Source organism: Curtobacterium sp. L1-20 (assembly GCF_048755855.1).
Taxonomy (GTDB): Bacteria; Actinomycetota; Actinomycetes; order Actinomycetales; family Microbacteriaceae; genus Curtobacterium.
The window spans coordinates 1,927,491-1,951,736 of record NZ_CP151473.1; the positions used below are offsets into that span (position 1 = coordinate 1,927,491).

The 24,246-nt window shown below is 74.4% G+C and carries 27 protein-coding genes and 1 riboswitch; of the genes, 16 read left to right on the forward strand and 11 right to left on the reverse strand.

Annotated elements, in window-relative coordinates:
- Positions 1-23 precede the first annotated feature (23 nt).
- A complete protein-coding gene (locus tag AAEP86_RS10655; protein ID WP_420367309.1) occupies positions 24-392 on the reverse strand; it encodes a winged helix-turn-helix transcriptional regulator in 369 nt (122 codons plus the stop codon).
- Positions 393-497: 105 nt separating this feature from the next.
- Between AAEP86_RS10655 and AAEP86_RS10660 the strand changes: the two genes are divergently transcribed.
- On the forward strand, positions 498-1,145 hold the full coding sequence (locus AAEP86_RS10660; protein ID WP_420367310.1) for an NAD(P)-dependent oxidoreductase: 648 nt from the start codon (positions 498-500) through the stop codon (positions 1,143-1,145).
- A 168-nt stretch (positions 1,146-1,313) separates the two neighbouring features.
- Here AAEP86_RS10660 and AAEP86_RS10665 read toward each other — a convergent pair whose 3' ends face one another.
- Positions 1,314-2,639 carry an MFS transporter gene (locus AAEP86_RS10665; protein ID WP_420367311.1) on the reverse strand — a complete coding sequence of 442 codons (1,326 nt, stop codon included), beginning with the start codon at positions 2,637-2,639 and terminating at the stop codon, positions 1,314-1,316.
- Positions 2,640-2,762: 123 nt separating this feature from the next.
- Between AAEP86_RS10665 and AAEP86_RS10670 the strand changes: the two genes are divergently transcribed.
- The gene (locus AAEP86_RS10670; RefSeq protein ID WP_420367312.1) at positions 2,763-3,620 is read left to right on the forward strand and encodes a LysR substrate-binding domain-containing protein; all 858 of its coding nucleotides are present in this window, start codon (positions 2,763-2,765) and stop codon (positions 3,618-3,620) included.
- 66 nt (positions 3,621-3,686) lie between these two features.
- Here the strand turns inward: AAEP86_RS10670 and AAEP86_RS10675 are convergent, their stop codons facing one another.
- Entirely contained in the window at positions 3,687-5,009 is a 1,323-nt protein-coding gene (locus tag AAEP86_RS10675) for a hypothetical protein (RefSeq protein ID WP_420367313.1), read from the reverse strand.
- 98 nt (positions 5,010-5,107) lie between these two features.
- Between AAEP86_RS10675 and AAEP86_RS10680 the strand changes: the two genes are divergently transcribed.
- Positions 5,108-6,079: an aldo/keto reductase gene (locus AAEP86_RS10680; RefSeq protein ID WP_420367314.1), complete on the forward strand. Its 972-nt coding sequence runs from the start codon at positions 5,108-5,110 to the stop codon at positions 6,077-6,079.
- A gap of 131 nt (positions 6,080-6,210) precedes the next feature.
- Here the strand turns inward: AAEP86_RS10680 and AAEP86_RS10685 are convergent, their stop codons facing one another.
- Positions 6,211-6,858 carry an NADPH-dependent F420 reductase gene (locus AAEP86_RS10685; protein WP_420367315.1) on the reverse strand — a complete coding sequence of 216 codons (648 nt, stop codon included), beginning with the start codon at positions 6,856-6,858 and terminating at the stop codon, positions 6,211-6,213.
- A 78-nt stretch (positions 6,859-6,936) separates the two neighbouring features.
- Here AAEP86_RS10685 and AAEP86_RS10690 point away from each other — a divergent pair, with 78 nt between their 5' ends.
- The 4 genes from AAEP86_RS10690 to AAEP86_RS10705 are packed head-to-tail and all read left to right on the forward strand — an operon-like array spanning position 6,937 to position 8,783.
- The gene (locus tag AAEP86_RS10690; protein ID WP_420367316.1) at positions 6,937-7,233 is read left to right on the forward strand and encodes a GNAT family N-acetyltransferase; all 297 of its coding nucleotides are present in this window, start codon (positions 6,937-6,939) and stop codon (positions 7,231-7,233) included.
- A gap of 21 nt (positions 7,234-7,254) precedes the next feature.
- Positions 7,255-7,716: a VOC family protein gene (locus AAEP86_RS10695; RefSeq protein WP_420367317.1), complete on the forward strand. Its 462-nt coding sequence runs from the start codon at positions 7,255-7,257 to the stop codon at positions 7,714-7,716.
- 57 nt (positions 7,717-7,773) lie between these two features.
- On the forward strand, positions 7,774-8,256 hold the full coding sequence (locus tag AAEP86_RS10700; protein ID WP_420367318.1) for a MarR family winged helix-turn-helix transcriptional regulator: 483 nt from the start codon (positions 7,774-7,776) through the stop codon (positions 8,254-8,256).
- Positions 8,253-8,783: a metallophosphoesterase family protein gene (locus AAEP86_RS10705; RefSeq protein ID WP_420367319.1), complete on the forward strand. Its 531-nt coding sequence runs from the start codon at positions 8,253-8,255 to the stop codon at positions 8,781-8,783. The genes AAEP86_RS10700 and AAEP86_RS10705 overlap by 4 nt, the downstream gene beginning before the upstream one ends.
- Before the next feature lie 81 nt (positions 8,784-8,864).
- Here AAEP86_RS10705 and AAEP86_RS10710 read toward each other — a convergent pair whose 3' ends face one another.
- From AAEP86_RS10710 to thiM, 3 genes are all read right to left on the reverse strand, one after another.
- On the reverse strand, positions 8,865-10,364 hold the full coding sequence (locus AAEP86_RS10710; RefSeq protein WP_420367320.1) for a bifunctional hydroxymethylpyrimidine kinase/phosphomethylpyrimidine kinase: 1,500 nt from the start codon (positions 10,362-10,364) through the stop codon (positions 8,865-8,867).
- The gene (gene thiE / locus AAEP86_RS10715) at positions 10,361-11,110 is read right to left on the reverse strand and encodes a thiamine phosphate synthase (protein ID WP_420367321.1); all 750 of its coding nucleotides are present in this window, start codon (positions 11,108-11,110) and stop codon (positions 10,361-10,363) included. The genes AAEP86_RS10710 and thiE overlap by 4 nt, the downstream gene beginning before the upstream one ends.
- Positions 11,107-11,973 (reverse strand): hydroxyethylthiazole kinase, encoded by an 867-nt coding sequence (thiM, locus tag AAEP86_RS10720; RefSeq protein ID WP_420367322.1) that lies wholly within the window; start codon positions 11,971-11,973, stop codon positions 11,107-11,109. The genes thiE and thiM overlap by 4 nt, the downstream gene beginning before the upstream one ends.
- A riboswitch (TPP riboswitch) is annotated at positions 11,962-12,057 on the reverse strand. (Overlaps the previous gene by 12 nt.)
- Positions 12,058-12,124: 67 nt before the next feature.
- Between thiM and AAEP86_RS10725 the strand changes: the two genes are divergently transcribed.
- The gene (locus tag AAEP86_RS10725; RefSeq protein WP_420367323.1) at positions 12,125-13,060 is read left to right on the forward strand and encodes an NUDIX domain-containing protein; all 936 of its coding nucleotides are present in this window, start codon (positions 12,125-12,127) and stop codon (positions 13,058-13,060) included.
- A gap of 111 nt (positions 13,061-13,171) precedes the next feature.
- On the opposite strand, the gene AAEP86_RS10730 is transcribed toward AAEP86_RS10725, so the two are convergent.
- Positions 13,172-14,398 (reverse strand): MFS transporter, encoded by a 1,227-nt coding sequence (locus tag AAEP86_RS10730; RefSeq protein ID WP_420367324.1) that lies wholly within the window; start codon positions 14,396-14,398, stop codon positions 13,172-13,174.
- On the reverse strand, positions 14,395-15,036 hold the full coding sequence (locus tag AAEP86_RS10735; protein WP_420367325.1) for a GntR family transcriptional regulator: 642 nt from the start codon (positions 15,034-15,036) through the stop codon (positions 14,395-14,397). The genes AAEP86_RS10730 and AAEP86_RS10735 overlap by 4 nt, the downstream gene beginning before the upstream one ends.
- A gap of 141 nt (positions 15,037-15,177) precedes the next feature.
- On the opposite strand from AAEP86_RS10735, the gene AAEP86_RS10740 reads away from it, so the two are divergent.
- From AAEP86_RS10740 to AAEP86_RS10755, 4 genes are all read left to right on the forward strand, one after another.
- Entirely contained in the window at positions 15,178-15,924 is a 747-nt protein-coding gene (locus tag AAEP86_RS10740; RefSeq protein ID WP_420367326.1) for a phosphotransferase enzyme family protein, read from the forward strand.
- Between the two features lie 19 nt (positions 15,925-15,943).
- A complete protein-coding gene (locus AAEP86_RS10745; RefSeq protein ID WP_420367327.1) occupies positions 15,944-17,017 on the forward strand; it encodes a winged helix DNA-binding domain-containing protein in 1,074 nt (357 codons plus the stop codon).
- Between the two features lie 155 nt (positions 17,018-17,172).
- Positions 17,173-18,120 (forward strand): J domain-containing protein, encoded by a 948-nt coding sequence (locus AAEP86_RS10750; RefSeq protein ID WP_420367328.1) that lies wholly within the window; start codon positions 17,173-17,175, stop codon positions 18,118-18,120.
- Positions 18,120-18,491 (forward strand): hypothetical protein, encoded by a 372-nt coding sequence (locus AAEP86_RS10755; protein ID WP_420367329.1) that lies wholly within the window; start codon positions 18,120-18,122, stop codon positions 18,489-18,491. Before AAEP86_RS10750 ends, AAEP86_RS10755 begins: the two co-directional genes overlap by 1 nt.
- A 3-nt stretch (positions 18,492-18,494) precedes the next feature.
- On the opposite strand, the gene AAEP86_RS10760 is transcribed toward AAEP86_RS10755, so the two are convergent.
- Positions 18,495-18,857, reverse strand: coding sequence for an RNA-binding S4 domain-containing protein (locus tag AAEP86_RS10760; RefSeq protein WP_420367330.1), 363 nt, complete (start codon positions 18,855-18,857; stop codon positions 18,495-18,497).
- A 111-nt stretch (positions 18,858-18,968) separates the two neighbouring features.
- On the opposite strand from AAEP86_RS10760, the gene AAEP86_RS10765 reads away from it, so the two are divergent.
- Positions 18,969-19,226, forward strand: coding sequence for a hypothetical protein (locus tag AAEP86_RS10765; RefSeq protein WP_420367331.1), 258 nt, complete (start codon positions 18,969-18,971; stop codon positions 19,224-19,226).
- Positions 19,227-19,330: 104 nt separating this feature from the next.
- On the forward strand, positions 19,331-20,488 hold the full coding sequence (locus AAEP86_RS10770; protein ID WP_420367332.1) for a hypothetical protein: 1,158 nt from the start codon (positions 19,331-19,333) through the stop codon (positions 20,486-20,488).
- Positions 20,489-20,574: 86 nt separating this feature from the next.
- On the opposite strand, the gene AAEP86_RS10775 is transcribed toward AAEP86_RS10770, so the two are convergent.
- On the reverse strand, positions 20,575-22,065 hold the full coding sequence (locus tag AAEP86_RS10775) for a S1C family serine protease (protein WP_420367333.1): 1,491 nt from the start codon (positions 22,063-22,065) through the stop codon (positions 20,575-20,577).
- Positions 22,066-22,166: 101 nt separating this feature from the next.
- Here AAEP86_RS10775 and AAEP86_RS10780 point away from each other — a divergent pair, with 101 nt between their 5' ends.
- Together AAEP86_RS10780 and AAEP86_RS10785 are read left to right on the forward strand one after the other, a co-directional pair.
- On the forward strand, positions 22,167-23,201 hold the full coding sequence (locus AAEP86_RS10780) for a FecCD family ABC transporter permease (protein ID WP_420367334.1): 1,035 nt from the start codon (positions 22,167-22,169) through the stop codon (positions 23,199-23,201).
- 5 nt (positions 23,202-23,206) lie between these two features.
- The gene (locus tag AAEP86_RS10785; protein ID WP_420367335.1) at positions 23,207-24,223 is read left to right on the forward strand and encodes a FecCD family ABC transporter permease; all 1,017 of its coding nucleotides are present in this window, start codon (positions 23,207-23,209) and stop codon (positions 24,221-24,223) included.
- Positions 24,224-24,246 lie beyond the last annotated feature (23 nt).

Sequence of the window (24,246 nt, forward strand, 5' to 3'; positions counted from 1 at the left end):
GCGTGCGGGGATTCCGGGCGTGCTCAGCGCGGGCGGGTGTCGTACTGCTCACGCGAGACGGCGACCTCGGCCATGTGCGACGTCGCCCAGTCCTCGATGGGTTCCAGCACCGCACGGAGCGAGCGTCCGCGGTCGGTGAGCTCGTACTCGACGTGCGGGGGGATCTCGGGGAACACGGTCCGGGTCACGAGTCCGTCGCGCTCGAGCGCCCGCAGGGTCTGCGTGAGCATCTTCTGCGACACGCCCTGCACACGGTTCGCGATCGCCGAGTACCGTGCCGGACCGTCGGCGAGGGTGCCGATCGTCAGGACGCTCCACCGGTCGCCGATGCGGTCGAGCAGCTGGCGCGAGGGGCACTCGGCGGCGTAGGGGCTGTACTCGAGCGCTGACATCGTTCCTCCGTGCTGCACCGTTCGTCACGCACCGCGAGGTGCCTACTTTCTCAAAGAGAGTAACGCTTGTACGGTGAGTGTCAACGTTCCACGAGAGGAAGCTCCATGACCAGCATCGTCGTCTTCGGTGGCACCGGCTACGCCGGCTCCGCCATCACCCGCGAGGCCCTGTCCCGCGGCATCGCCATCACCGCCGTCGCGCGCGACACCTCCAAGCTCGACCCCGCCGAGGGGCTCACCCTCGCGCAGGGCGACGCGTTCGACACCGACTTCGTCGCCGAGGTCACCGAGGGCGCGGACGTCGTGGTCGTGTCCCTGCACGCGGTGCAGGCCGACGGCAGCGAGCTGAAGGATCGGTTCCAGCCCTTCGTCGACGCGGCAGCCGCCGCCGGCGCGCGGCTCGGCATCGTCGGCGGGGCGGGCTCGCTGCTCGTGGCCGAGGGCGGCCCCCGACTCTTCGACACCGAGGGGTTCCCGGACGCCTTCAAGGGCGAGGCGAAGAGCCACGCGCAGATCCTCGACGCACTCCGGTCCTCGGACACCGACGTCGACTGGTTCTACGTCAGCCCGGCGGCGGCCTTCGGCGGGTACAACCCCGGTGAGCGTCGCGGCACGTACCGCACCACCGACGAGGTGCTGCTCACCGACGCCGACGGCAACTCGGACATCTCGGGCGAGGACTTCGCCATCGCGTTCGACGACGAGATCGAGACGCCGGCGCACCACCGGACGCGCTTCGGCGTCGCCTACTGAGGCGCGGCGGCCGGCCGGCCGCCTGCACGACGGAAGTCACCCGGAACCACGCAACGGCGTGGTTCCGGGTGACTTCCGTTGTGCGCCGCTCCGCGCCGACCGCGGCGGCTTGCAGCACAGCGGACGGGAGGCGCGGTGCGGGCCGGCACCGCGCCTCCCGCCCGCCCGTCAGCGGTGTCCGACGATCGACGGCACCGGCATGTGGTGCCGCATCCGGATCGCCAGGTGCAGGTCGCCGCGGCGCGCGAGCACCAGGCCCACCACGGCGGCAGCGGCCGCCGGGACGCCACCCGCGACCACCATGCCGACGTGGGCCCCGAAGTGGTCGACGACCTGGCCCATGAGCGGACCGCCGATGGCCTGCCCTCCGAGCAGGACGAGGACGTAGAGCGACATGACGCGACCCCTGATCGCCACGTTCGAGGACAGCTGCACGAGGGAGTTCGACGCGGTCTGGAACAGCAGCTGCGACATCCCGACGGCGACCAGTGCCACGGTGAACGGCGCGATCACCGGGATCGAGCCGGAGACCACGAGCAGGATCCCCGTCCAGAAGACCCCGCCGACGATGGTGCGCAGGCGGACGGTGGCCCGACGGGTGGAGAGCAGCGCGCCGACGAGGGCGCCGATCGCGACGGCCGAGTTGAACACGCCGTAGCCGCCGGCCCCGACGTCGTAGACCTGCGAGGCGAAGGCGGACAGCAGGACGGGCATCGTCAGCGCGAACACCGAGAAGAACGCGACGAGGATGACCGGCACGATGATGGTCGGCTTGCGGACGGCGTAGCGGAGCCCCTCGACGAGCTGCCCCTTGCCGCGGGGAGCCGGCGGCGTGCGGTGCAGCTCGGACACCCGCAGGAACCCGAGCGTCACGACGACGGCGACGCAGGCGATCGCGTTCACGCCGAACGACCAGCCGGCCCCGACGGCGACGAGCAGGGCGCCGGACAGTGCGGGCCCGATCATGCCGCCGAGCTGGAACACCGAGGAGTTCACGCTGATCGCGTTCCGCAGGTGCTCGTGCCCGACGATCTCGGTGACGAAGACCTGCCGTGCGGGGTTGTCGATGACGGTCACCATGCCGACCAGGAACGCGATCGCCCAGATGTGCCAGGCCTGCACGACACCGGTCAGCGTGAGCACCGCGAGCAGCGCGGACAGGAGCGCGAACGACCCCTGCGTGATCATCATCAGCGCGCGCTTCGAGAAGCGGTCGACGATGACCCCGCCGAACAGGCCGAACAGCAGCATCGGCGCGAACTGGCACGCCACGGTGATGCCGACCTGGGCGACGGAGCCGGTGAGCTGCAGGACGAGCCAGTCCTGCGCGATGCGCTGCATCCACCCCGCGGTCATGGCGACGAGGTTGGTGGCCGTGAAGAGCCGGAAGTTCGGCACCGACAGCGCGATGAGGGTGTGGCGCCACGGCGGTCGGGTGGCCTGGATCGGGAGCGGTTCGGTGGGCGGGGGGAGGGTCGTCGATGACGCGCTCACGGTGGGGATCTCCGGACGTCGGCTACGGAACTGGTACCTCATCGAAACTACGTGACCGCGGGTCATTCGATACCCCTATGGTGGCTATCAGTCCATTACGATGTCGAATGAACGGGGTGCGCCGTGCTCGATCCGGTCCTGCTGCAGACCTTCCTCGCCGTCGCCGAGACGGGCAGCTTCACGCAGGCCGGTGCCCGCCTCGGCATCAGCCAACCGACGGTGTCCCAGCACGTGCGCCGGCTGGAGACCTCGGTCGCGCGCACCCTGGTCGCCCGGGACACCCGCGGCGTGGCACTGACCGACAACGGCGACGCGATGGCCGGCTTCGCGCGGACGATCCTCGCGGCGCACGCCACCGCCGACGCGTACTTCTCGGGAGCGGCGACGCGCGGGCGGCTGCGGTTCGGCGCGGCGGACGACCTCGCGATCACGCAGTTGCCGCGCATCCTCCGGGACTTCCGGCGCCTGCACCCCCAGGTCAACCTCGAGCTGACGGTCAACCAGTCCGCGCCGCTGCTCCGCCGGGTGCACGCCGGCCAGCTCGACCTGGTCTTCATCAAGCAGACCGCGGGGGAGTCGGCCGAGGGCACCCGGGTCGCCACCGACCAGATGGTGTGGATGGCGCAGGACGGCATCGCGCTCGAGCCCGGCGAGCCCGTCCCCCTCATCGCCTACCAGGCGCCGAGCATCAGCCGGCAGATGGCGATCGACGCCCTCGAGGCAGCCGGCCGCACCTGGCGGATCACCTGCAACACCCGCGACGTGAACGGGGTGCTCGCCGCGGTCCGGGCCGGCATCGGCGTCGCGGTGTTCCCGCACTCGCTCATCCCGGCCGACCTCGTGAAGGTCTCGCAGCGGCTCGCCCTGCCCGACCTGCCCGCCGTGGACTACGTCCTCATCGCCAACCCGACGGTGCAGCGCGAGCCGATCGACGCCCTGACGAACGCCATCCTGTCGCGCGGGGTCGTCCGTGCCGTCTGACGCCGCGGTCTGACGGCGCGGTCTGACCGCACGGTCCACCGAGGGGGAGCGGGACCGGGAACGGCGCTACGGCACGAGGGTCGGCGTCGTGCCCGTCCCGGTGAGGTCCGGGAGCGTCACGCCCGCCATCGGCAGCAGGGCCGAGGCGACCGCCCACAGCAGCCCGAGCGTGCCGACGCCGCCGAGCACCGCGCCGAGGAGCGCGACCGGACGCTGCCACGTCGCCGCGGGGTTCCGCAGCGTGGTGACGGAGAGCAGGAGCGCGATCGCCCCGAGGGTCACCCCGACGCCGTGCACGGTCGCGGGGGCGGTGAACCACCACGCGGCCAGACCCAGCGTCACCAGGCCGGCGACCGCCCCGATGACCGCACCGGGCGTGGGGCCGACGGCCGGCCGACGCGTCGGACGATCGGTGGTCGCGGCGTCCTCCGGCGCGGCGGTCGCGTCGACGGATCCGGACTGGAGGCGCGGGTCGGCCCCGCCGGTCTGCTCCGGGTCGGCGGTCGGTGCCGTCGGAGGCGTCGGAGCGGTCGCCGACGGAGCGCCGACCTCGGTGCGGGGCGCGGCCACCGTCGGCAGCGGTGCGGTCGGCGGGGCGAGCACGGCGTCGAACGACCGCGTCGGTTCGGGTGTCGGGGAGACGGCCGCGGGGCGCTGGTGAGCGAAGCGGGCCGGCGTGCGGTAGCCGATCGGTCCGGAGGGTTCCGGTTCGCTGCCCTCGACGACCACGTGCTCCAGGCCGGGCACCGAGAACCGCGGCTGCCCCACGACCGGGACGACCGGGCGCGCCGGCGGGGCCGGGGTCGGGGTCGGGCGTGGCCCGGCGGCACGGGGGGCCGACGGGTCGGCCGGAGGAGCGGCGTCGATCGGGGAGACCGGCGCCGGAGCGGCTCCGGAGCGGTGGAACGGTGCCGTGAGCACGGCCGGCGAGGTCGGGGCCGGTGGGAGGAGGTCCTCCTGCGGCGGGTAGTCGGGGACGACGAGGTCGTCCGCGTCGAGGTCCGCAGCGGCCAGTCCGGGAGCCGACTGCGGCGCCGGGACGGACTGCGGGGCCGGCGACGACTGCGGCGTCGGGAACGACTGCGGGGCCGGCGACGACTGCGGCGTCGGGAACGACTGCGGGGCCGGGGCGGACTGCGACGCAGGTGCCTGGTCGCCGTGCGGTACGGGCTGCGCTGCCGAGGCAGCCTGCGGTGCCGGTGCGGCGCCTGCGAGGCCGGCCGACCCGGTCGGGTGCGCGGACGTGGCCGAGGCGGGGTGCGCCTCCTGGCCGGTGGGCGACACGGACGCGGCGACGGGCGTGCCGGAGGCGTCCTCAGGGGGAGCCGTGACCCAGGCGGGGACCGCGCGACGCGGACGTTCCTCGTCGGGCAGGCGATGCGATGCCACTGCGGCACTCCCTCCGTCGACTGATCCATCGTCAGTTCTAATCGCATCGGGGCCGCACGTCGCAGCCCCAGTTCCGGGGTCGCCGGTACGGTCGGAGCATGACCGGAATCCAACACCGTCCGCTCGGGCCCTCGGGGCTCGTCGTCTCCACCGTCGGGATCGGCTGCAACAACTTCGGCCGACCGGGCACCTTCACCGAGTCGCAGGAGGGCACGGACGCCGTGGTCCACGCCGCTCTCGACGCCGGCGTCACCCTCTTCGACACGGCCGACATCTACGGGGGCCGGCCCGGCCTGTCCGAGGAGCTGCTCGGGAAGTCGATCGCCGGCCGGCGCGACGAGATCGTCCTCGCCACGAAGTTCGGCATGGACATGCGGGGGGCGAACGGTCCGGACTGGGGCGTGCGTGGCTCGCGGCGGTACGTGCGACTGGCGGTCGAGTCCTCGTTGCGGCGGCTCGGGACGGACTGGATCGACCTCTACCAGATGCACGGTCCGGACACCGTGACCCCGATCGAGGAGACGCTGTCGGTCCTCGACGACCTCGTCCGCGAGGGCAAGATCCGCTACGTCGGGCACTCGAACTTCGCAGGCTGGCAGATCGCCGAGGCCGAGCTCACCGCCTCGATCGCCGGCACCACGGCGTTCGTGTCGGCGCAGAACGAGTACAGCCCGCTCGCCCGCAGCGTCGAGGACGAGGTCCTGCCGGCCGTGCGCGCCTACGCCCTCGGGTTCCTGCCGTACTTCCCGCTGTACAACGGCCTGCTGACCGGCAAGTACACGCAGTCCGGCGGAGGTCCGGCCGACGGGCGGCTCACCACGGCGAAGCCGCAGGTGCTCCAGGACGCGCCGTGGGGCATCCTCGAGGAGTTCCAGCGGTTCTGCGACGACCGCGAGGTCACGATGCTGCAGGCGACCTTCGCGTGGTTGCTCGCGCAGCCCGGCCTGTCGAGCGTGATCGCCGGTGCGACGAAGCCCGAGCAGATCGTGCAGAACGTCGAGGCCGGTACCTCGTGGGAGCCGTCCGAGGACGACATCGCCGAGATGACCGTCATCTTCGACGGGGCCTGAGCCGCGCCGGCGCGCGTGCGCTCGTGCGCGCGCCCGGCCGGTCGCACGCCGAGACTCGGCGGGGCGGACGCGTTCGCGGCCTGCGGCCCACGGAACCGTCCGCCGAGCCGAGTCTCGGGTGGCGGTGCCGACTACTGGTCGCGGTAGCGCTTCGCCTCGGCCAGCTTGCCGCGCAGCTCGTCGGCCGTGAATCGGGTCACGTACCCGGGGGTGTCCCGCTGGATGCGCCAGCCCTCGGCGAGCGGACCGGCGTCGACGACGTCGAAGCCGAAGGCGTCGATGAGGTCCGACACGACCTGCTTCGCCTCGGCGTCGTCACCCGCGACGACGAGCGCACGGCGGTCGGGCGTGCCGGCCGGGGTCGCGTCGCCGGTGAGGTCCGCGGCGCCGATGTGGTTGAACGCCTTCACGACGCGCGCACCCCGGAGGTGGTCCTGCAGCAGCTCCGCGGTGGTGGTCGTCTCGTCGTCCAGCGCCTGGATGTGGCCGTCGCGCTGCGGGTAGTAGTTGTTGGTGTCGATGACGACCTTGCCGACGAGGGGTTCGACGGGGATCGTCTCGATCGCGGCGAGCGGGGTGGTCACGACGACGATGTCGCCGGCGGCCGCGGCCTCGTCACGGGTGGCAGCGCGGGCGTCGTCACCGAGCTCCGCGACCAGGTCCTGCAGGGTCTCCGGCCCGCGGGAGTTGGCGATCACCACCTGGTGACCGTGCTGCACGGCGAGCCGTGCGAGCTGGGATCCGATGTTGCCTGCGCCGATGATTCCGATGGTGGTCATGGTGTCCAGCCAACGCCCGCCGTGCTGTGCGCCATTCCCACGCCGTCACGGAGCCGCGCAGGGGTGCATGATGACGGCATGGACCACGAGTTCCGCGACGAGACCGACCAGGACCGCTACGCCATGTACGTCGGCGGCGAACTCGTCAGCGTCCTCGACTACCGCGTGAACGGCGACGCCGTCGCCTTCCCGCACACGTACACGGTGCCGAAGCACCGCGGGCACGGCTACGCCGCCGAGCTCGTCGACTTCGCCGTCGCCGACGTCGAGGCGAACTCGTCCAGGCGCATCGTCCCGATGTGCTGGTTCGTCGGCAAGTGGTTCGACGAGCACCCCGAGAAGGCAGACCTGCTCAGCCGCGGCGCTGCGGACTGAGCCGAACCGGAAGGCAGACCCATGCCGTCGATCACCCCCTTCATCTGGTACGACGACCAGGCGGAACAGGCAGCCGAGCACTACGTCTCGCTGTTCCCGGACAGTCGCATCGACAGTGTGGCGAAGACCCCCGACGGCCACGCCCTCGTGGTCGAGTTCACGCTCCTCGGGCAGCCCTACCGCGCGATGAACGGTGGTCCCGGGCACGAGCACTCCGACGCGGTGTCGTTCCAGGTCGACGTCGACACGCAGGACGAACTCGACCGGATCTGGGACGCCCTGCTCGCCGACGGCGGCCGGGCGAGCATGTGCGGCTGGCTGTTCGACCGCTGGGGCGTGGCGTGGCAGGTGACCCCGTCGATGATGGGCGAGCTGATGACCGGGTCCGGCGACCCGGAGGCGAACGCGCGGGTCTTCCAGACGATGATGCAGATGTCGAAGCTGGACATCCCGGCGCTGCGCGCGGCCGCGGCGGGTCGCTGAACGAGGCCGCACCGTACCCGCCGGTATGGTTGCCGCACCGAGAGGCTGGAGTGACCGATGAGCGAGCAGAGGGCCGACGTCCGGAACAGTGACATCGGCCGCGCCTACACGGAACTCAGCCGCATCACCCGTCGTGCGAGCATCCGGGCGCGGGGCTCGGAGGCGATCCTGAGCGTCGTGGACCAGTCCCTCGTCGACTTCGTGGTGCAGCACCCGGGGTGCATGGCGATCGACATCGCCCGCTACCTCCGGCTGAACCGGTCGACGATCTCGCGGCAGCTGTCCGGGCTGCTCGCGGCCGGGCTCATCCAGACGACCGACGGCGGCTCCGGCAACGCGAAGCCCCTCGAGGTCACCGACGCCGGCCGTGCCGCGCTCGACCGGTCCGTGCGGCTGCACCGCGACGCGCTCGACGAGCGCCTGGCCGACTGGTCGGACGACGACATCGCGCTGCTCGCCGGACTGCTGGAACGACTCGGCGCCGCCGACGAGGCAGGGCTGCCGATGCCCGGGCGGACCGAGGACCGACCCGCACCGTGACCACCTCGTTCGTCCTGCTCTCCGACACCCACCTCCCGAAGCGCGCCAAGGACCTCCCGCCGGGGCTGTGGGCCGACATCGACGCGGCCGACCTGGTCGTGCACGCGGGCGACTGGGTCGACCTCGCCACGCTCGACGCCGTCCAGGGCCGGTCCCGTCGGTTCGAGGGGGTCCGCGGCAACAACGACGGCCCCGAGTTCGACGACCGCCTGCCGCTCGTGGCGCGCTTCACCGTCGAGTCGCTGCGGTTCGCCCTGGTCCACGAGACCGGGTCCGCCACGGGTCGCGAGCGCCGCGCGGCCGCGGCGTACCCGGACACCGACGTGCTGGTGTTCGGGCACTCGCACATCCCGTGGGACACGGTCGCGCCGTCCGGACTCCGGCTGCTCAACCCGGGGTCGCCCACGGACCGCCGCCGGCAGCCCGACCACACCTGGATGCGCGGTGAGGTCGACGGCGACGCGCTGTCCGTCGAGCTCGTCCGCCTGCCGCCGCAGCCGAAGCCGGAGCTGCGGCCGCAGCCGTAGTTGCTGCCGGAGCCGCACCAGCGGCCGCAGGCGCGCTGACCCGGACGCCGGTACCACCCGCGGTGCCCACCCGTCGCGCCGCTACGACGCCGCCCCGGACGGCCTGCCGACCGCCTCCGTCGGCATGCGGAAGAACGCCGCCTCCCACTCCGTCGACCGCCGGAACGCCCGCGCCATCTGCCCGCGATCCGCGGCCGTCGCCGCGGCCGCGAGTCGTTCGACGCGCTCCGTCGCCGACGCCGACGCTGCCGCGAAGCCGGGGTCCCCGTACGCCCCCAGCCAGTCCGCGAACGGGTGCACGGGCGGCGCCACGCCGAGGCGCGTGCCGACCCACGCGTAGACGCGGAAGCACGGCAGCACCGCCGCCGCGAGCACCCCGACCGATCCGGTGTCCGCCGCCTCCTGCAGGTGTGCGAGGTACCCGGCGCACGTCGGGTGCACCGGGTCGTCGGCGCGCGACCCGGCGAGCCGTCGGTGGTGCAGGTCGCGTGCCTCGTCCGCGCACCCCTCGGCGGCGGCCGTCCAGGACGCCGCGTCCTCGCCGGTCGACCACGAGGCCAGCGTCGACAGGTGCCGCTCGTACGCACGGAGGTAGTGCACGTCCTGCGCGAGGTACCCCGCGAACACGTCGGGGTCGAGCGTGCCGTCGTGCAGCCCGACGAGGAACCCGCACGCGAGCGTCTCCTGCAGCACCGTGTCGACGTCGTGCCACCAGCGGTCCGTCCACGCGGGCACGGGGAGCGCATCGCGGACCGCCGCCCCGTGGTCGACCGGTCCGTTGCCGGTGCCGACGTGGAGGTCGTCGGCACCTTCGAGCGCCCGGGTCAGCCACGACTTGGCCGCCCCGATCGCGAGCTGCCAGTCGCCGTCGTGCGCCATCCGCGTCGCGATCGCGCTGGACAGCGAACACCCGGTCCCGTGGGTGTTCGTCGTCGCGACCCGCGGCGCCGTGAAGGTCCGGACGGGCCCGTCCGCCGACACGAGCACGTCGTCGGAGGTGTCGCCACCGTCGTGCCCGCCCTTCGCGAGCACCAGCACGTCCCAGGTCCGTGCCACGAGCACGGCCGCCTCGACGGGCGACAGCGGTGCCGACCCGCCGTCCGACGGCCCGCGCGGCGCTGCCGTCCGCTCCGCCGCGAGCGCGGCGAGCACCTCCAGCTCCGCCCGGTTCGGGGTCACCAGGTCGGCGAGCCCGAGCAGGCCGGCCATCGCCGCCACCGCGTCCTCGTCGAGCAGCCGGTCCCCGCTCGTCGCCACCATCACCGGGTCGACGACGACCACCGGCGGCCGGTGCTCCCGCAACCACGCCGTCACCACCCGCACGACCGGAGCGCTGCCGAGCATCCCCGTCTTCACGGCGTCGACCACCACGTCGTCCGAGACCGCGTCGAGCTGCTCGCGCAGGAACCCCACGTCCGGCACGTGCACCGAGCGCACCCCGTGCGTGTTCTGCGCGACGAGCGCCGTCACGACCCCCATCCCGTACCCGTCGTGCGCGGCGATCGCCTTGAGGTCCGCCTGCATCCCGGCCCCGCCCGTCGGGTCGGTCCCGGCGATGCTCAGCACCCGTGGGACGCTCATGCGTCCGCCCCGTGGTGCGTCCCGGCGGCCGGGAGGCCCGACACGACCCGCGCGGACCGGCCCGCCTCCGCCCCGTGGTCGGGTCCGGGGCCCCACGCGGCCACGTAGGCGGCCGCCGCGGACCCGGGGTCGGCCGCGGCGCAGATGCCCGACACGATCGCGACGCCCGCGGCGCCGGCGGACCGGAGCGGCACGACGTCGTCGAGGGTCACCCCGCCGATCGCCACGCACGGCACGTCGGTGGCGGCTGCGAGCCGGGCGAACCCGTCGTGGCCGAGGGCCGGCGGGTGGTCGGCCTTCGTCGCCGTGGGGTGCACGACCCCGACGCCGAGCAGGTCGACGGTCCCGCGGGGGAGCCGCGCGACGGCCGCCAGGTGCTCCGGCGTGTTCGCGGTGAGACCGACGTGGGCGTCCGGTCCGAGCAGGCCGCGGGCGGCGGTGGCGGGGACGTCGGACTGGCCGAGGTGCACGCCCGCGACCCGGTGTCCCGCGAGCCGCGCGGCGAGGGCGACGTCGAGCCGGTCGTCGACCACCACGGTCGCCCGCTCCCCGACGGCGTCGGCGACGGCGGCGGTGAGGGCGAGCAGGTCCCGCGCGGAGGCGTCCTTGTCCCGCACCTGCACGATCCGGACCCCGGCGTGCACGGCGGCGCGCACGACCCCGAGCACCCCGACGCCGTGCCGGTCGGCCAGGGCGCCGTCGGTCACCAGGTAGACGCCGAACCCCGCAGGGCGCAGCGCGGTCACGCCGCGACCTCCGGCGCCGCGGCCGCGGGAGCCGTCTCGACGCTGATCCGGGCCCCGCGCTCGACGTCCTCCGGCGTCAGCGACGCCAACCGGTCGAGGAACAGCGGCTGGAACGTCCCCGGCCCGCCGGCGGTCCGCGCCGCGGACTCGGCGGCGATCGTGTACACCGCGGTGGCGGCGACCGCAGCAGCACCCGCGTCCTCCGGGGTGACGGACGTGAACGCGGCCACGACCGCACCGAGCGCACAGCCGCCACCCGTGATCCGGGTGAGCAGGTCGGTGCCGTTCGCGACCCGGACCACACCGGTGCCCGGCGCGACCAGCAGGTCGACCGCACCCGACACCGCCACCGCGCCCACGCGCCTCCCGGCCGCCGCGTCGACCGACGCGACCCGGGCGTCCTCGGTCCCCGCGAGGCTGTCGACCCCGCGACCACCGGCGGACGCGCCGAGCACGGCGAGCACCTCGGAGGCGTTGCCGCGCAGCACCGTCGGGTGCAGCGCGAGCAGGTCGCGCGCCAGGGCGGTCCGCACGGGCAGGGACCCGACGGCGACCGGGTCGAGCACCCACGGGGTGCCGGCGTCGACGGCCGCGGCCACGGCCTCGAGCGACGCGGCTCGCGGCTCCGGGTGGGGCGTGCCGGTGTTCACCAGCAGGGCGTCCGCCACACGGGCGAACGGCCCGGCCTCGGTGACGACGTCGACCATCGCCGCCGAGGCCCCGAGCGCGAGGAGCACGTTCGCGGTGACGTTCTGCACCACCGTGTTCGTGATGCACTGCACCAGCGGGGCCCTGGCCCTGACGGCCTCGAGGAGTTCGGCGGTCCGGTGGGCCCAGGCAGGGGAGGGCACAGCGTTGTCCATGGACGATCCCTTCGCGAGTACGAGCTCGAGCAGGTTCGACGGGTGTGATCTCAGCCGCTGGATGCGGCACCCCGTGTCTCGAGCGACACCGTACACGACGCCCCGTGACCACTCCGAGACCCCTCGGGGCACCGTGTGCCAGGGTTGGACCGTGCCAGATGCAACGCCTCCCGGGCCGCCGCCCGGTCCCCGCGACCCCGGAGACGCCTGGGCGGTCGGCCCCGACGGCACCAAGGCCTGGGGGCTCTTCGGCGCCGCGGGGCTCCTGCTGGACGACGGCGCCGGACGGGTGCTCCTGCAGCACCGCGTCGAGTGGAGCCACCACGGCGGCACGTGGGGGATCCCCGGCGGTGCCCGTCACCAGGGCGAGGACGCCGTGACCGGCGCGCTCCGCGAGTCGGCGGAGGAAGCCGGCGTGCCGGACGACGGCGTCGACCTGCGGCACACGGCGGTGCTGGACCTCGGCTTCTGGACGTACACGACGGTCGTGGGGCGCGCCTCCCGGCCGTTCGAACCGGTGATCGCCGACCGCGAGAGCCTCGAGCTGTCCTGGGTGTCGGTCGACGACGTCGACGACCTGCCGCTCCACCCGGGGTTCGGGGCGTCCTGGCCGGCGTTGCGGGCGCGGATCACGACCACGCCGCACGTCGTCGTCGACGCCGCGAACGTCGTCGGCAGCGTGCCCGACGGCTGGTGGAAGGACCGCGCGGGGGCCGCCCAGCGGCTGCTGGACGGGGTGACGGCGCTCGCCGCGGCGGGGTTGCCGGCGGACGAGCTCGGGCTGCCCTTCGACCGGTGGTGGCCCCGGTGGACCGTCGTGCTCGAGGGTGCGGCGCGCGGAGCCGTGGCGCCGACGCCGTCACCGACGGACGACGGTCCCGCGCCACGTGACGCCCCTGCCGGCGGGGTGCGGGTCGTCCACGCGACCGGGGCGGGCGACGACGCCATCGTCGACGCGGCTCGTGCCGCGGTGGCGGTCGGCGACGGACCGGTCGTCGTCGTGACGGCCGACCGCGAGCTCCGTGCTCGTGCGGAGGCGCTCGGCGCCGTCGTGCGCGGTCCGGGCTGGCTGCGCGACCGGCTGTAGGCGCGGCGCGCGCCGACCGCCAGGCGCGGCGCGGCCCGTCGACCACGCGCGGCGCGGCCCGTCGACCACGCGCGGCGCGGCCTGTCTACCAGGCGCGGCGCGGCCCGGCGACTACGCCGGGATGTGCTTCCGCGACGACACCGCGATCGCCACCCACGACAGCACGCCGAGACCGACGACCACCCACAGGACGACCGCGACCGGGACGAGGCCCGCGACGGCGGCGATCACGGCGGGCGCCAGGAACCCGGCGTAGGCGGCCGCGTAGAACACGCCGGTCAGCCCGGCCAGGTCACGGGGTCCGGCGATCCGCTGCACCTCGAGCAGCGACGACACCAGGGCGAGCCCGATGCCCAGGCCGATCACGACGTTCGCGACGAGCCCGACCAGCACCGACTGCAGCTGGATCGCCACCACGACGACGGCGATCCCGGCGGTCATGAGGCCCACGGCGGTCAGGAGGCCGCGCGCCGACACGAGCGACGTGACCCGGGCGGCGAGCGGCTGGACGGCGCTCGAGACCCCGAGGGCGACGACCGTGGTCGCGGTGGCGAAGACGAGCCCCCAGGTGCCGGTCGCCCCGGCGAGCTTCGTCGGCAGGTAGCCGTACCCGATCGCCGCCGAGCCGAAGATCCACGGTGCCGCGACGAGCACCACGCGGGTGAACCGGCGGTGGCCGGCGCTCGGGACGGCGAGCTGCCGCCACCAGGGTCCGGGGAGGCCGCCGGTGCGGTTCGTCTCCGGGGTGCGCAGGACGACGAGGGTGAAGGGGACCGCGACGGCGATGTGCACCAGGAACGGCAGCACCTCCGGGATCGGCCCCCACTGGGCGATGAGCCCGGCGACGAGCGCACCGGACGCCGAGCCGAGGGTGAACGCGAGCGACGCGCGGCGGGCACCGGACCCGGCGTCGGCGGACGGGTCGAACCGCCCCTGCGAGAGCTCCTTCACCCAGCTGTTGCCCACCGCCATCGCGATCCCGACGGCGATCCCGGAGAACAGTCGTCCGGCCACCAGGAACCCGGCGCCGAGCGGGCCGAACGCGAGGAGCCCGCTGCCGACCACCGCGGACACGATCCCGACGAGCATGAGCGGCCGGCGACCGTGCCGGTCGGACAGGGAGCCGGCGACGAGCAGCGCCGGCGCGAGGCCGAGCACGTAGACGCCGAGCAGGACGGTGACGAGCAGCGACGAGTAGTGCGCCCGCTCCTCGTACATGAGGAGCAGCGGCGAGAACTGGTTGCCACCCCACGAGCAGACGAACACCGCTCCCCACACGGCGACCCAGGGCAGGACGCGGGCGGTCGGGACGGCGACCGACCCGGTACCCGCGGTCACAGCGCGCCCCGGTGCGAGGCGACGTGGGCCGAGAGGACCTCGGCGTAGCGGGCGGCGTCCCCGGCCTCGAGGGCGGCGGCCAGCGCGCGGTGGTCGTCGAGCGACGCCTGCAGCTGCGACGGCTGCACCCGCATGAGCTGGTGCCGCAACCGCTGCTGCCGGTCGCGGAGGGTGCGCGCGAACATCACGGCGATGGCGTTGCGGGAGGCACCGATCACGGCACCGTGGAACTCGGCGTCGACCTCCACGAACCGGTCGACGTCCCCGGCCGCGACCGCCTGTTCCTGCTCCTGCAGCACGGCGCGGAGGATCGGGGTCACGTCCGCCACGCGGCCGTCGGTCACGACGCGGGCCGCCGCCGTCGACTCGATCGCCTCCCGCATCTCGAGCACGTCCGCGGCCTCGTTCGGGGACATCGGACGGACCACCGCCCCCTTCCGGGACTCGAGGGTGAGCAGGTCCTCGGCGGCGAGACGCAGGAACGCCTCGTGCACGGGCGTCCGCGAGACGCCGATCTCCTGGCACAGCGCGTTCTCGCTGATCGCGGTGCCGCCGGGCAAGTCGCCGCGGATGATGGCCCGCTTGACGTGGTCGTAGGCGCGGTCGGCCGCGGCCGGGATGGTGACGGGAGTGCTCACGGTCCACGATCCTACGCCTTGCATGCAACGGTGCATGCGGTCGTGTCACGCGGTGTTCACACGGCGACCGGCACACCGCACCGCACCGGCCGGTAGCCTGGGCCACCACGTCAACGGAGACGTGGACGACAGGAGGACCCGATGCAGCGGATCACCAGGACCGACGACCGTGTGCACCGCCCGGCTGGGCCGTGGACACCGACCGTGCACCGGTTGCTCGCCCACCTGCACGAACAGGGGTTCGTCGCGGCCCCCGAACCGATCGAGCACGGCGACACGCTCGAGACCGTGTCCTTCGTGCCGGGGACCGCGGGGGAGTACCCGTGGACCGCCGACGTCGCGAGCGAGGCCGCACTGGTGACCTCCGCGCGGCTGCTCCGGCACTACCACGACGCCGCGGCCACCTTCCCGCGCGACGACGCCCGCGACGTGTGGTCCCGGGCCGACCGCCTCCCCGTCGAGACGATCGTGCACGGCGACTTCGCCCCCTACAACTGCGTGTACGACGGCGTCCAGGCGGTCGGTCTCATCGACTTCGACACGGCGCACCCCGGACCCCGCGTCTGGGACGTCGCGAGCGCCGTCTACCGGTTCGCCCCCTTCACGACCGGCGTGGTCGAGGGGTCGACGGCGCCGTCCCTCGACGAGCGACTCGACCGCGCGGCGGAGTTCTGCCGCGCCTACGACCTCGACAGCCGGTCGCGCGCGGTCCTCACCGAGACGATCATCGGCTCGCTCGTCGCCCTCGTGACGACCATCGAGACCGAGGCCGCCGCCGGCAACCCGAAGTTCCGCAGCGACCTCGAGCACGGACACGCCGACCTGTACCGCGCCGACGTCGCGTGGATCGAGGGGCACGCCGCGGAGATCACCGCCGCCGTCTCCTGACGACGGTGGACGGCACGCCGTGACGACCCCGGTCCGCATCCGCGGCATGCGGCTCGCCGCGCAGGGCATCGCCGTGCCGGGTGCCCGTCCGGCCGAGGCCGTCGGGCGGATGACCGCCGTGCAGGGGCAGGACCTCGGGCAGGTGCTCTGGGCGATCGGCGTCCGTGCCCCCGGCTCCACGCGCGCCGACGTCCGCGCCGCCTTCGACCGCGGCGAGCTGGTCCGCTCCTGGCCGATGCGCGGGACCCTGCACGCCCTGCGCCCGGACGACCTCCGACTCCTGCTGTCGCTGACCGCCGAGCGCACCCTGCGGAGCCTCGCCCGACGCGCGTCGGACCTCGGCGTCGACGCGGCCCTGCTCGGCCGCGCCCGGGACGGGATCGTGGCGGCACTGTCCGGCGGCCGCGCCCTCGTCCGTGACGACCTGTTCGACGTCCTCCGCTCCGTCGGCGTCGACCCCACCGGTGGCCGCGGCTACCACGTGCTCCTGCACCTCGCGCAGGAGGGGCTCGTGGCGTGGGGCCCCACCGCCCGGGTCGGCCAGGGGCTGGTGCTGCTCGACGAGTGGGCGCCGGCGGTCGCGCCGCTGCCCGACCGCGACGAGGCCCTCGGCCGCGTGCTCCTCGGCTACCTGCGCGGCCGCGGACCAGCGACCGAGTCCGACGCCGCGGCGTGGACGAAGCTGCCCCTCGGTGACGTGCGTCGTGGCCGTGCCGTCGCCGGCAGCGCGGTGGAGGACCTCGGCGACGGGCTCCTCGCCCTCGCCGACCGACCCACACCGGGCGGCATCCCGACCGGTCACCTGCTGCCCGGGTTCGACGAGTACCTGCTCGGGTACGCCGACCGGTCCGCGCAGCTCGACCCCCGTCACGCCGACCGTGTCGTGCCCGGTGGCAACGGGATGTTCCTGCCGATGGCCGTCGTCCGGGGGCGGGTGGTCGGCACCTGGAACCGCACCGAGCGGTCGCGGGACGTCCGCGTCACGGTGACGCCGTTCGAACCGCTCGACGCGGCCGCCGTCCGGGCGCTGGACGCAGCGGCGGGCCGCCTCGGCGCGTTCCTGGCGACGCCGGTCGTCCTCGACGTGGCCTGAGCGGTCCGCGGGCCGACCCGCCCGGCCGCACCGCGCCTCCCGGCTGCACCACGCGTCCCGGCCGCAGCGGGCCTCGGGGCCGCACCGCGTGCGCAGGCAGCACCCAGCAGCCACGCGGCGGACTCCGACCCTCCCTCGGGTAATGTCGCAGGGCCATGACCGACAGCCCGGCCGACGCCACCCCGTACGAAGTCCTCGGCGTCCGCGCGAGCGCCGACGACGACGAGCTCCGCCGCGCCTACCGCCGGGCGGCCCGCGAGTCCCACCCCGACCTCGGCGGCGACGCCCGTCGCTTCCGCCAGGTCCAGGTCGCCTGGGAGCGCATCGGCACGCCGGCGGCGCGCCGCGCCTACGACGCCGGTTCGCGCGGCTCGTCCGGGCAGGGCGCGTCCGGTCCGACGGGGTCCTCGGCCTGGAGGCCCGACCCCGGTCGCGACGCCTACGCACCCCCGGCGGCGCGTCGCGACTCACGGCCCCGGGCCCGGTCCCACGGACACCCCGGCGGTCGGTCCCGCGAGGTCTTCCTGCAGGCCGAGCGCGAGTGGGTCGGCCTGGGGGACCCGATCGAGGACCCGTACGACCCGACGCTCATCCGTTCCGCGCCGCGGCACATCCGGCGTCTCCTCGCCGAGGCCCTGGCGGAGGAGGCGACCGCCTCGATCGTCTCCGACATGGGCATCGGCGTCACCGTCTGGCACGACCTCGACGCCGGCGCCGAGGGCAAGCTCGACCACGCCGTCCTCACCCCGAGCGGTCTGTGGGCCGTGGAGTCGATCGACTGGGGTGCCCCGGTGCGCATCGAGCACGGGGAGATCGCGGGTGAGACCCTCGCCCCCGGGGAGCGGCCCGTGAAGGAGCTCGTGCGCGCGGCCCGAGCCGTCCAGAAGCAGACCCGCGTCCGGTTCACCGGGCGCCTGCTCGTCGTGCCGGACGCCGCCGTCGACGAGGACGTCCAGCTCGTCGGTCCGGCCCGGAAGCCCACCGCGCTCGTGGTCCGCCGCAGCGCGCTGCCCCAGGTGCTCAGCGGGATCTGGTCGCCCGAGGGCTCGGTCGACGTGTTCGCGGTCCGGGACCGCCTGCAGCAGACCGTCCGGTTCGTCTGATGGCCGACCCGGTCGTCGTGGTCGTCGGCGGGTGGGAGCACATGTGCTGCGGGCTGCCCGTCGAGGTCGGCGACGTCGTGGAGTACGGCGTGGTGTCCGCGGACGGGGCACGCCGGTTCGAGGAGATCCGGCACGACACGGTCCCGACCCAGACCATCCGGGGCCGCGTGGTCGAGCTGTACGCCGTCGGACCCGACGGTCGTGTCGCAGTCGAACGGGTCCCGAGCGGACCGGCGCTCCGCGGGTTCGACGACGATGACGACGGACACCTCGAGGCCCGGTGGACCGGTCAGCCCGTCGAGGTCGCGTGGGACGGCGATCCCGAGTTCGAGGTCGTCGTCGACCCGTACGGCAAGCCCAAGCGTCGGTAGCGGTCAGTACCCGCGGAGCTTCTCGAGGTCGCGGCGCTCCCGCTTGCTCGGCCGACCGGCGCCGCGTTCCCGCATCGGGACGAACCCGGCCTCCTCCTTCGGCAGCCGCGGCGGGGTCTTCTCCTCGAAGTGCTTCGCGGCCTCGGGGGCGCTGGTCCGCTTCAGGATGATCCCCGTCACGACGACGATCCGGTCGAAGCCGTTCTGGCGGACGCGGACCTCGTCGCCGGGGCCGATCGGTTGGGCGGGCTTGGCGCGCTCGCCGTTCACCCGGACGTGGCCGGCCTTGCACGCGGCGGTCGCGGCGGAGCGGGTCTTCGTGATCCGCACCGCCCAGATCCAGCTGTCCACGCGTGCCTTGGCCATCCCCACACTCTAGGCGCGGCTGCGTGCGGTGCTGCCGTGCGCGGGCTCCGGGCCGCGGTCAGCGCCGTCGCCCGCTGCCGCCGCGTGGCGGGCGGCTCGTACGCTGGGGTCGTGACGGCGAACGGGCAGGAGGCGATCGCACGGGCCCGCGCCCTCGGGGTGCTGCGGGACGCCGCGATCGGCGACCGCCTCGTCGTCCGCGCGCACCGGGGCGAGGGAGCCGCCGACGCGCTCGGGACCCTCGTCGCCCGCACCGCCGACGCCGTGACCATCGACACGCGCCGAGGACCCGTCGAGGTCGCCCTCGCCGCGGTCGTCGCCGCCAAGCACGTCCCCCCGCCGCCGGCCCCGCGCACCCGCCGCCCGTGACGCGGACGACCGGCCCCGGGCCCGTGCCCCGTCCCGCGGGCGAACCCGGGCAGACGCGGCGAGCCGCGCCCGGCCCCGCCCGGCCCCCGACGTAGCCTCGTGCCATGGCCGTCCCCGCTCCGCTCGGCACCGAGGACCGCACCGCCCGCCTGACCCTCCGCCGCCCCGACGCGTGGCGTCGCGAGGACTCGGCCCAGGCGGATCTGCGTGTCACCGGCGACGACGTCGTGCTCACCGTCCGCTCCCGTCCGAGTGACCGGACGATCGCCGAGGAGCACACGAGCCTGCTCGAACGACTCCCCGGCTCCGTGGACGGCCTCCGGCTCATCGGGAGCGATCCGTGGACGACCACCGGGGCACCGGCGCGCCTGGTCGAGTACGTCCGCCCCGACGAGGAGGGCGACGTCGCCGGCGCCCACCTGCTCTTCGTCACCGGGCGGCACCGCGTCGACCTCACGATCGAACGGCCGCTCCGGCTCCTGCTCGCGACCGACGACCTCGTGTTCGCGGTCCTCGACACCGTCCGAGCGACCGAACCCGCACCCTCGCGCGTCCAACGGGACCTCGAAGCCCTGCCGGCCGCCGTGCCCGCCCCGACGGTCGACGGCACCCGCCTCAGCCCCGAGGCGCTGAGCACGCTCCGCAGCCTCGCCGGCCGCCGCTGGAACCCCTCCCTGTTGCGGACGCCTGCGGGACGCGAGCTCATCGAGGTCGGCCTCGTCGGACGGCTCGGGACACTGCCCGAGACCACCCAGACGCTCCTCGGCCCGTGGGAGGGCGATGCCCAGCCGGTCACGCTGGAGCAGCGGCTGCCCGACGGGCGCGCCACGCGCCTCCAGGCCTGGGCGGAGACCGTGGTCGACGGGACCGACGAGGGGGAAGCGGTGGTCACCGGGCTGCCGGCCGAGCGCGTGGTCGCGGTGATGGCCGGGAGGCTCGGCATCGGTCCGGCATGGACCTTCCCGTTCCGCACGGGGTCGGTGGATGCGGACCTGCTCGCGCGGCGGACGAGCGGAGGGGACGGTGCTCCCGACCTGCCGCCCGCGCTCGCCGAGGCCGACCCGCGGCTCGCCCGGTTGTGGGCCGCTCCGTGGACGGTGTCGTCGCTGCTGCGGCCCGGACGCCCGCACCCCGTCGTCGTCGTGCACGCTGCTGGGCAGGGGTTCGCGCGCGTCGGACGCACGGAGGCCGGGGAGACCGCCTTCGCGACGGACTCCCCGGCAAACGTCTACCGTTCGGTGGTGCGGGCTCTGCTGGGCTGACCGCGTTCTCGACACTGTGCCCGCTGGGCCAACGTCCGCCGTTCGGTGGTGCGGGCTCTGCTGGGCTGACCCGCGGCCGATCCTCCCTACGCGGCGGGACCGGCGGTCAGGGTGACCGTGACGGTCTTCGCTGCGCCGGTGCTGTCGGTGTAGCCGACCGCCACCTCGTCGCCGACCCCGTGCGACCGGATCGCGGACGTGAGGGCGTCCGAGCTCGTCACCGCCGTGCCGTCGATGCTCGTGATCGTGTCGCCCGCGGCCAGCCCGGCACGTGCCGCTCCCGACCCCTCGACGGTCCCGGCGACCGCGACACCACCGGTCGTCGCCGTGCCGCTGACCTGGACCCCGAGGAACGCGGGCAGGCCGATCGTGATCGTCGACGAGGACTCGCCCGCCAGGATCTTCTCCGCGATGCTCTTCGCCGTGGTGATCGGGATGGCGTACCCCGTCACCTCCGCGGAGCCCGACGACGCCGCCGTCGCCATGCCGACGACCTCGCCCTCGCTGTCGAGCACCGGACCACCGGAGTCGCCCGAGACGATGTCCGCGGCGACCTCGATGAGCCCCGACAACGACTCCGTGCCGGTGCCGGACTCGCTCTGCACCTGGATGTCCTGGTCGGTGGCGGTGACCGTGCCCTCGGCCGCCACGAGGTTGCCGGTGCCCTCCGCGTTCCCGACGTCGGTGACAGTGTCGCCCGTGCTCGGCTCACCGTCGTCGTCGAGGGTGACGGTGGACAGACCGGACGCTCCCTCGAGCTTGAGCACGGCGACGTCGTTCGTGGCGTCCGACCCGACGACGTCGGCCTTGTACTCCTTGCCCGAGGTCTCGTCGGTGACGGTGATGCTCGTCGCACCCTGGATGACGTGGTTGTTCGTGAGGACCGTGCCGTCCGAGGTGAGGACCATGCCGGTGCCGGCCGCCTGCGACGACTCGTCGTAGTTCAGCACCGTGTTGATCGTCACGACGCCCTTCTTCTGGGCGGCCGTCGCCGCGGTCGCCGCCGACTCCGTGCTCGTCCCGCCGTCGGTGCCGGTGCTCCCGCTGCCGTCACCCGGCACGGTGAAGCCGTTCGTGCCGCTGCCGTCCGACCCCGACCCGGTGCCCGGCAGCGTCGTCGTGCCCTGCGACTGGCTCGACGTCGTCGTGGTGTGCTGCGAGGACAACCCGAGCGCGGTCCCGCCGGCGGCACCGAGGATCGCCAGCGCGGCGACGCCGGAACCGATCACCAGGCCCAGCCGCCGCGGACGCCGTGCGCCGTGGTCGACCGCCGCCGCGCCGGCCGTCCAGCCGTACTGCGGGGTGTGGAACGCGCCGACCCCGAGCTCCGGGCTGCCGATGCGGAACGGGCCGCGGCCGTCCGGGGCGTAGGCGAAGGGCCCGGAGCCGTCCGGGGCGTAGAGGTAGGGGCCGCTGCCGTCGAACGCGTAGGCGGACCGCAGCGTCGACGGGTCGACGTGGGCGGTGCCGTGCTCGGCTGCGTGTCCTGCTCCGGCGGCGGGGTTCGGGGTCTCGTTCATCGGTGCTCTCCGGTCGTCCTCGACGACCCGGTCGGGCGTCGATGGGTACGAGTACAAGCCCGGTTCCCATGACCCACCTATGAACGGAGCCTGCGCCCGCTCACGGATTGCTCGGGGCTCACCGAACGAGCCGAACCGTTAGGGTTGCCTCACTTCCCATGCGCTCCCCGTCGCCCACGCCTCCCGCCCCCAGCTCCGTGTCCCGCCTCGTCGCGGCGACCGTGCTGGCGGTCGTCGTCCTCGCGGTGGCGGTCGCACTGTCGGTGGCGTTCGGGTCGCGGCCGATCCCGCTCGGCACCGTCCTCGACGCCGTCCTGCACCCCGGACGCGAGGACGAGGTCGGGCTCATCGTGCTCGGCAACCGCGTTCCCCGCACCGTCGTCGGACTCCTCGCCGGATCCGCGCTCGGCGTCGCCGGGGCCGTCACGCAGGGCGTCACCCGCAACCCGCTCGCGGACCCCAGCGTCCTCGGCATCAACTCCGGGGCCACCCTCGCCGTCGTCGCGGGCATCGCCCTGTTCGGCGTGAGCGGCACGGCCGCCTACCTGCCGTTCGCGTTCGTCGGCGCCGCGCTCGCCGCACTCCTCGTCTACGGCATCGCCGCCGTCGCCCGCAGGGGACTCTCGCCGGTGGGGCTCGCGCTCGCCGGGGCCGTGGTCGCCGCCGCGCTGTCGTCCGTCACCACCGCCGTGCTCGTCACGAGCCAGAGCCTCCTCGACCAGCTGCGGTTCTGGCAGGTCGGGGCGCTCGCCGGCAAGGACCTCGGGACCGCAGGGGTCATCACGGTGCCGGTGCTGGTCGGTCTCGTGATCGCGTTCGGCCTCGGTCGCTCGCTCAACACCCTGGCGCTCGGCGACGAGCTCGCGGCCTCGCTCGGGCAGCGGGTCGTGCTGGTGCGCGCGGTCGGCGGTGTCGTCACGGTCCTCCTCGCGGGATCGGCCGTCGCCGCCGCGGGACCGATCGCCTTCATCGGGCTCGCCGTGCCGCACGCGGTCCGCCGTCTGAGCGGACCGGACCACCGGTGGACGATCCTGCTCTCGGCGATCGTCGCGCCCGCGCTGCTGCTCGTCGCCGACGTGGTCGGGCGCGTCGTGGCCTACCCGGGGGAGTTGCAGGTCGGCATCGTGACCGCGCTCATCGGCGCCCCGGTGTTCATCTGGCTGGTCCGGTCGCGAGCGGTGGCGGGACTGTGACCGGCGTGCGACCGACCACGCCGCGTCGGCACCCCCTGCGTCCGTCCGCGGCCCGGCGCGAGGCCGTGGTCCTCGGCGTGGTCGTCGTGGTCCTGGTCGCACTCGTGCTCGTCGGCCTGGGCGTCGGCGAGATCCCGCTGTCACCGGTGCAGGTCGCCGGCGCGCTCGTCGGGCACGGCGACACCGTCTCGGACTTCGTGATCGGGCAGCTCCGCGGGCCGCGGGTGGCCGGTGCGCTCCTCGTCGGCGCCTCCCTCGGGGTCGCCGGGGGGATCGTGCAGAGCGTCGTGCGGAACCCGATCGCCAGCCCCGACGTCATCGGCATCACCTCGGGGGCGAGCGCGTCCGGCCTCACCGCGATCGTCCTGTTCGGCGCCAGCGGCGGGACCCTGTTCTCGGTCGTCCTCGTCGGCGCGGTGGTCGTGTCGCTGGTGATCGCGGCGCTCTCGTGGCGACGAGGGATCACCGGCAACCGCGTCGTCCTCGTCGGCATCGGGGTCGCCGCGATCTGCCTGAGCATCACCGGGTGGATGCTCACGAGCGGCACCGTGACCCAGGCCGGCACCGCCCTGCTGTGGCTGTCCGGCAGCCTCAACGCCGTCGACCGGAACCTCGTCGCCGTGCTCGCGGTCGCGTTCGTGGTGCTCATGGTCCTCGCGCTCGTGCAGTCGCCGCGCCTGACGGTGCTGACGCTCGGTGACGACGTCGCCGCCGGGCTCGGCCTGCGGCCGAACCGGGCGAAGGTCCTGCTCCTCCTCACGGCGGTGTGCCTCACCGCAGCGGCGGTCGCGACCGCGGGCCCTGTGTCCTTCGTGGCGCTCATGGCGGCCCCCATCGCCCGGAGGCTCGTCGGGGGCGGTCGTGTCGCGCTCGGTCCGACCGCGGCGGTCGGTGCGGCGGTGACGCTCGCGAGCGACCTCGTCGCGCAGTTCGCGATCCCCGGCAACGCGCTGCCGGTCGGTGTCGTCACCGGCGTCATCGGCGCCCCGTACCTGCTCTGGCTCCTCGCCCGCGGCCGCTGACCCGGGCGGCGCACCACGGGACC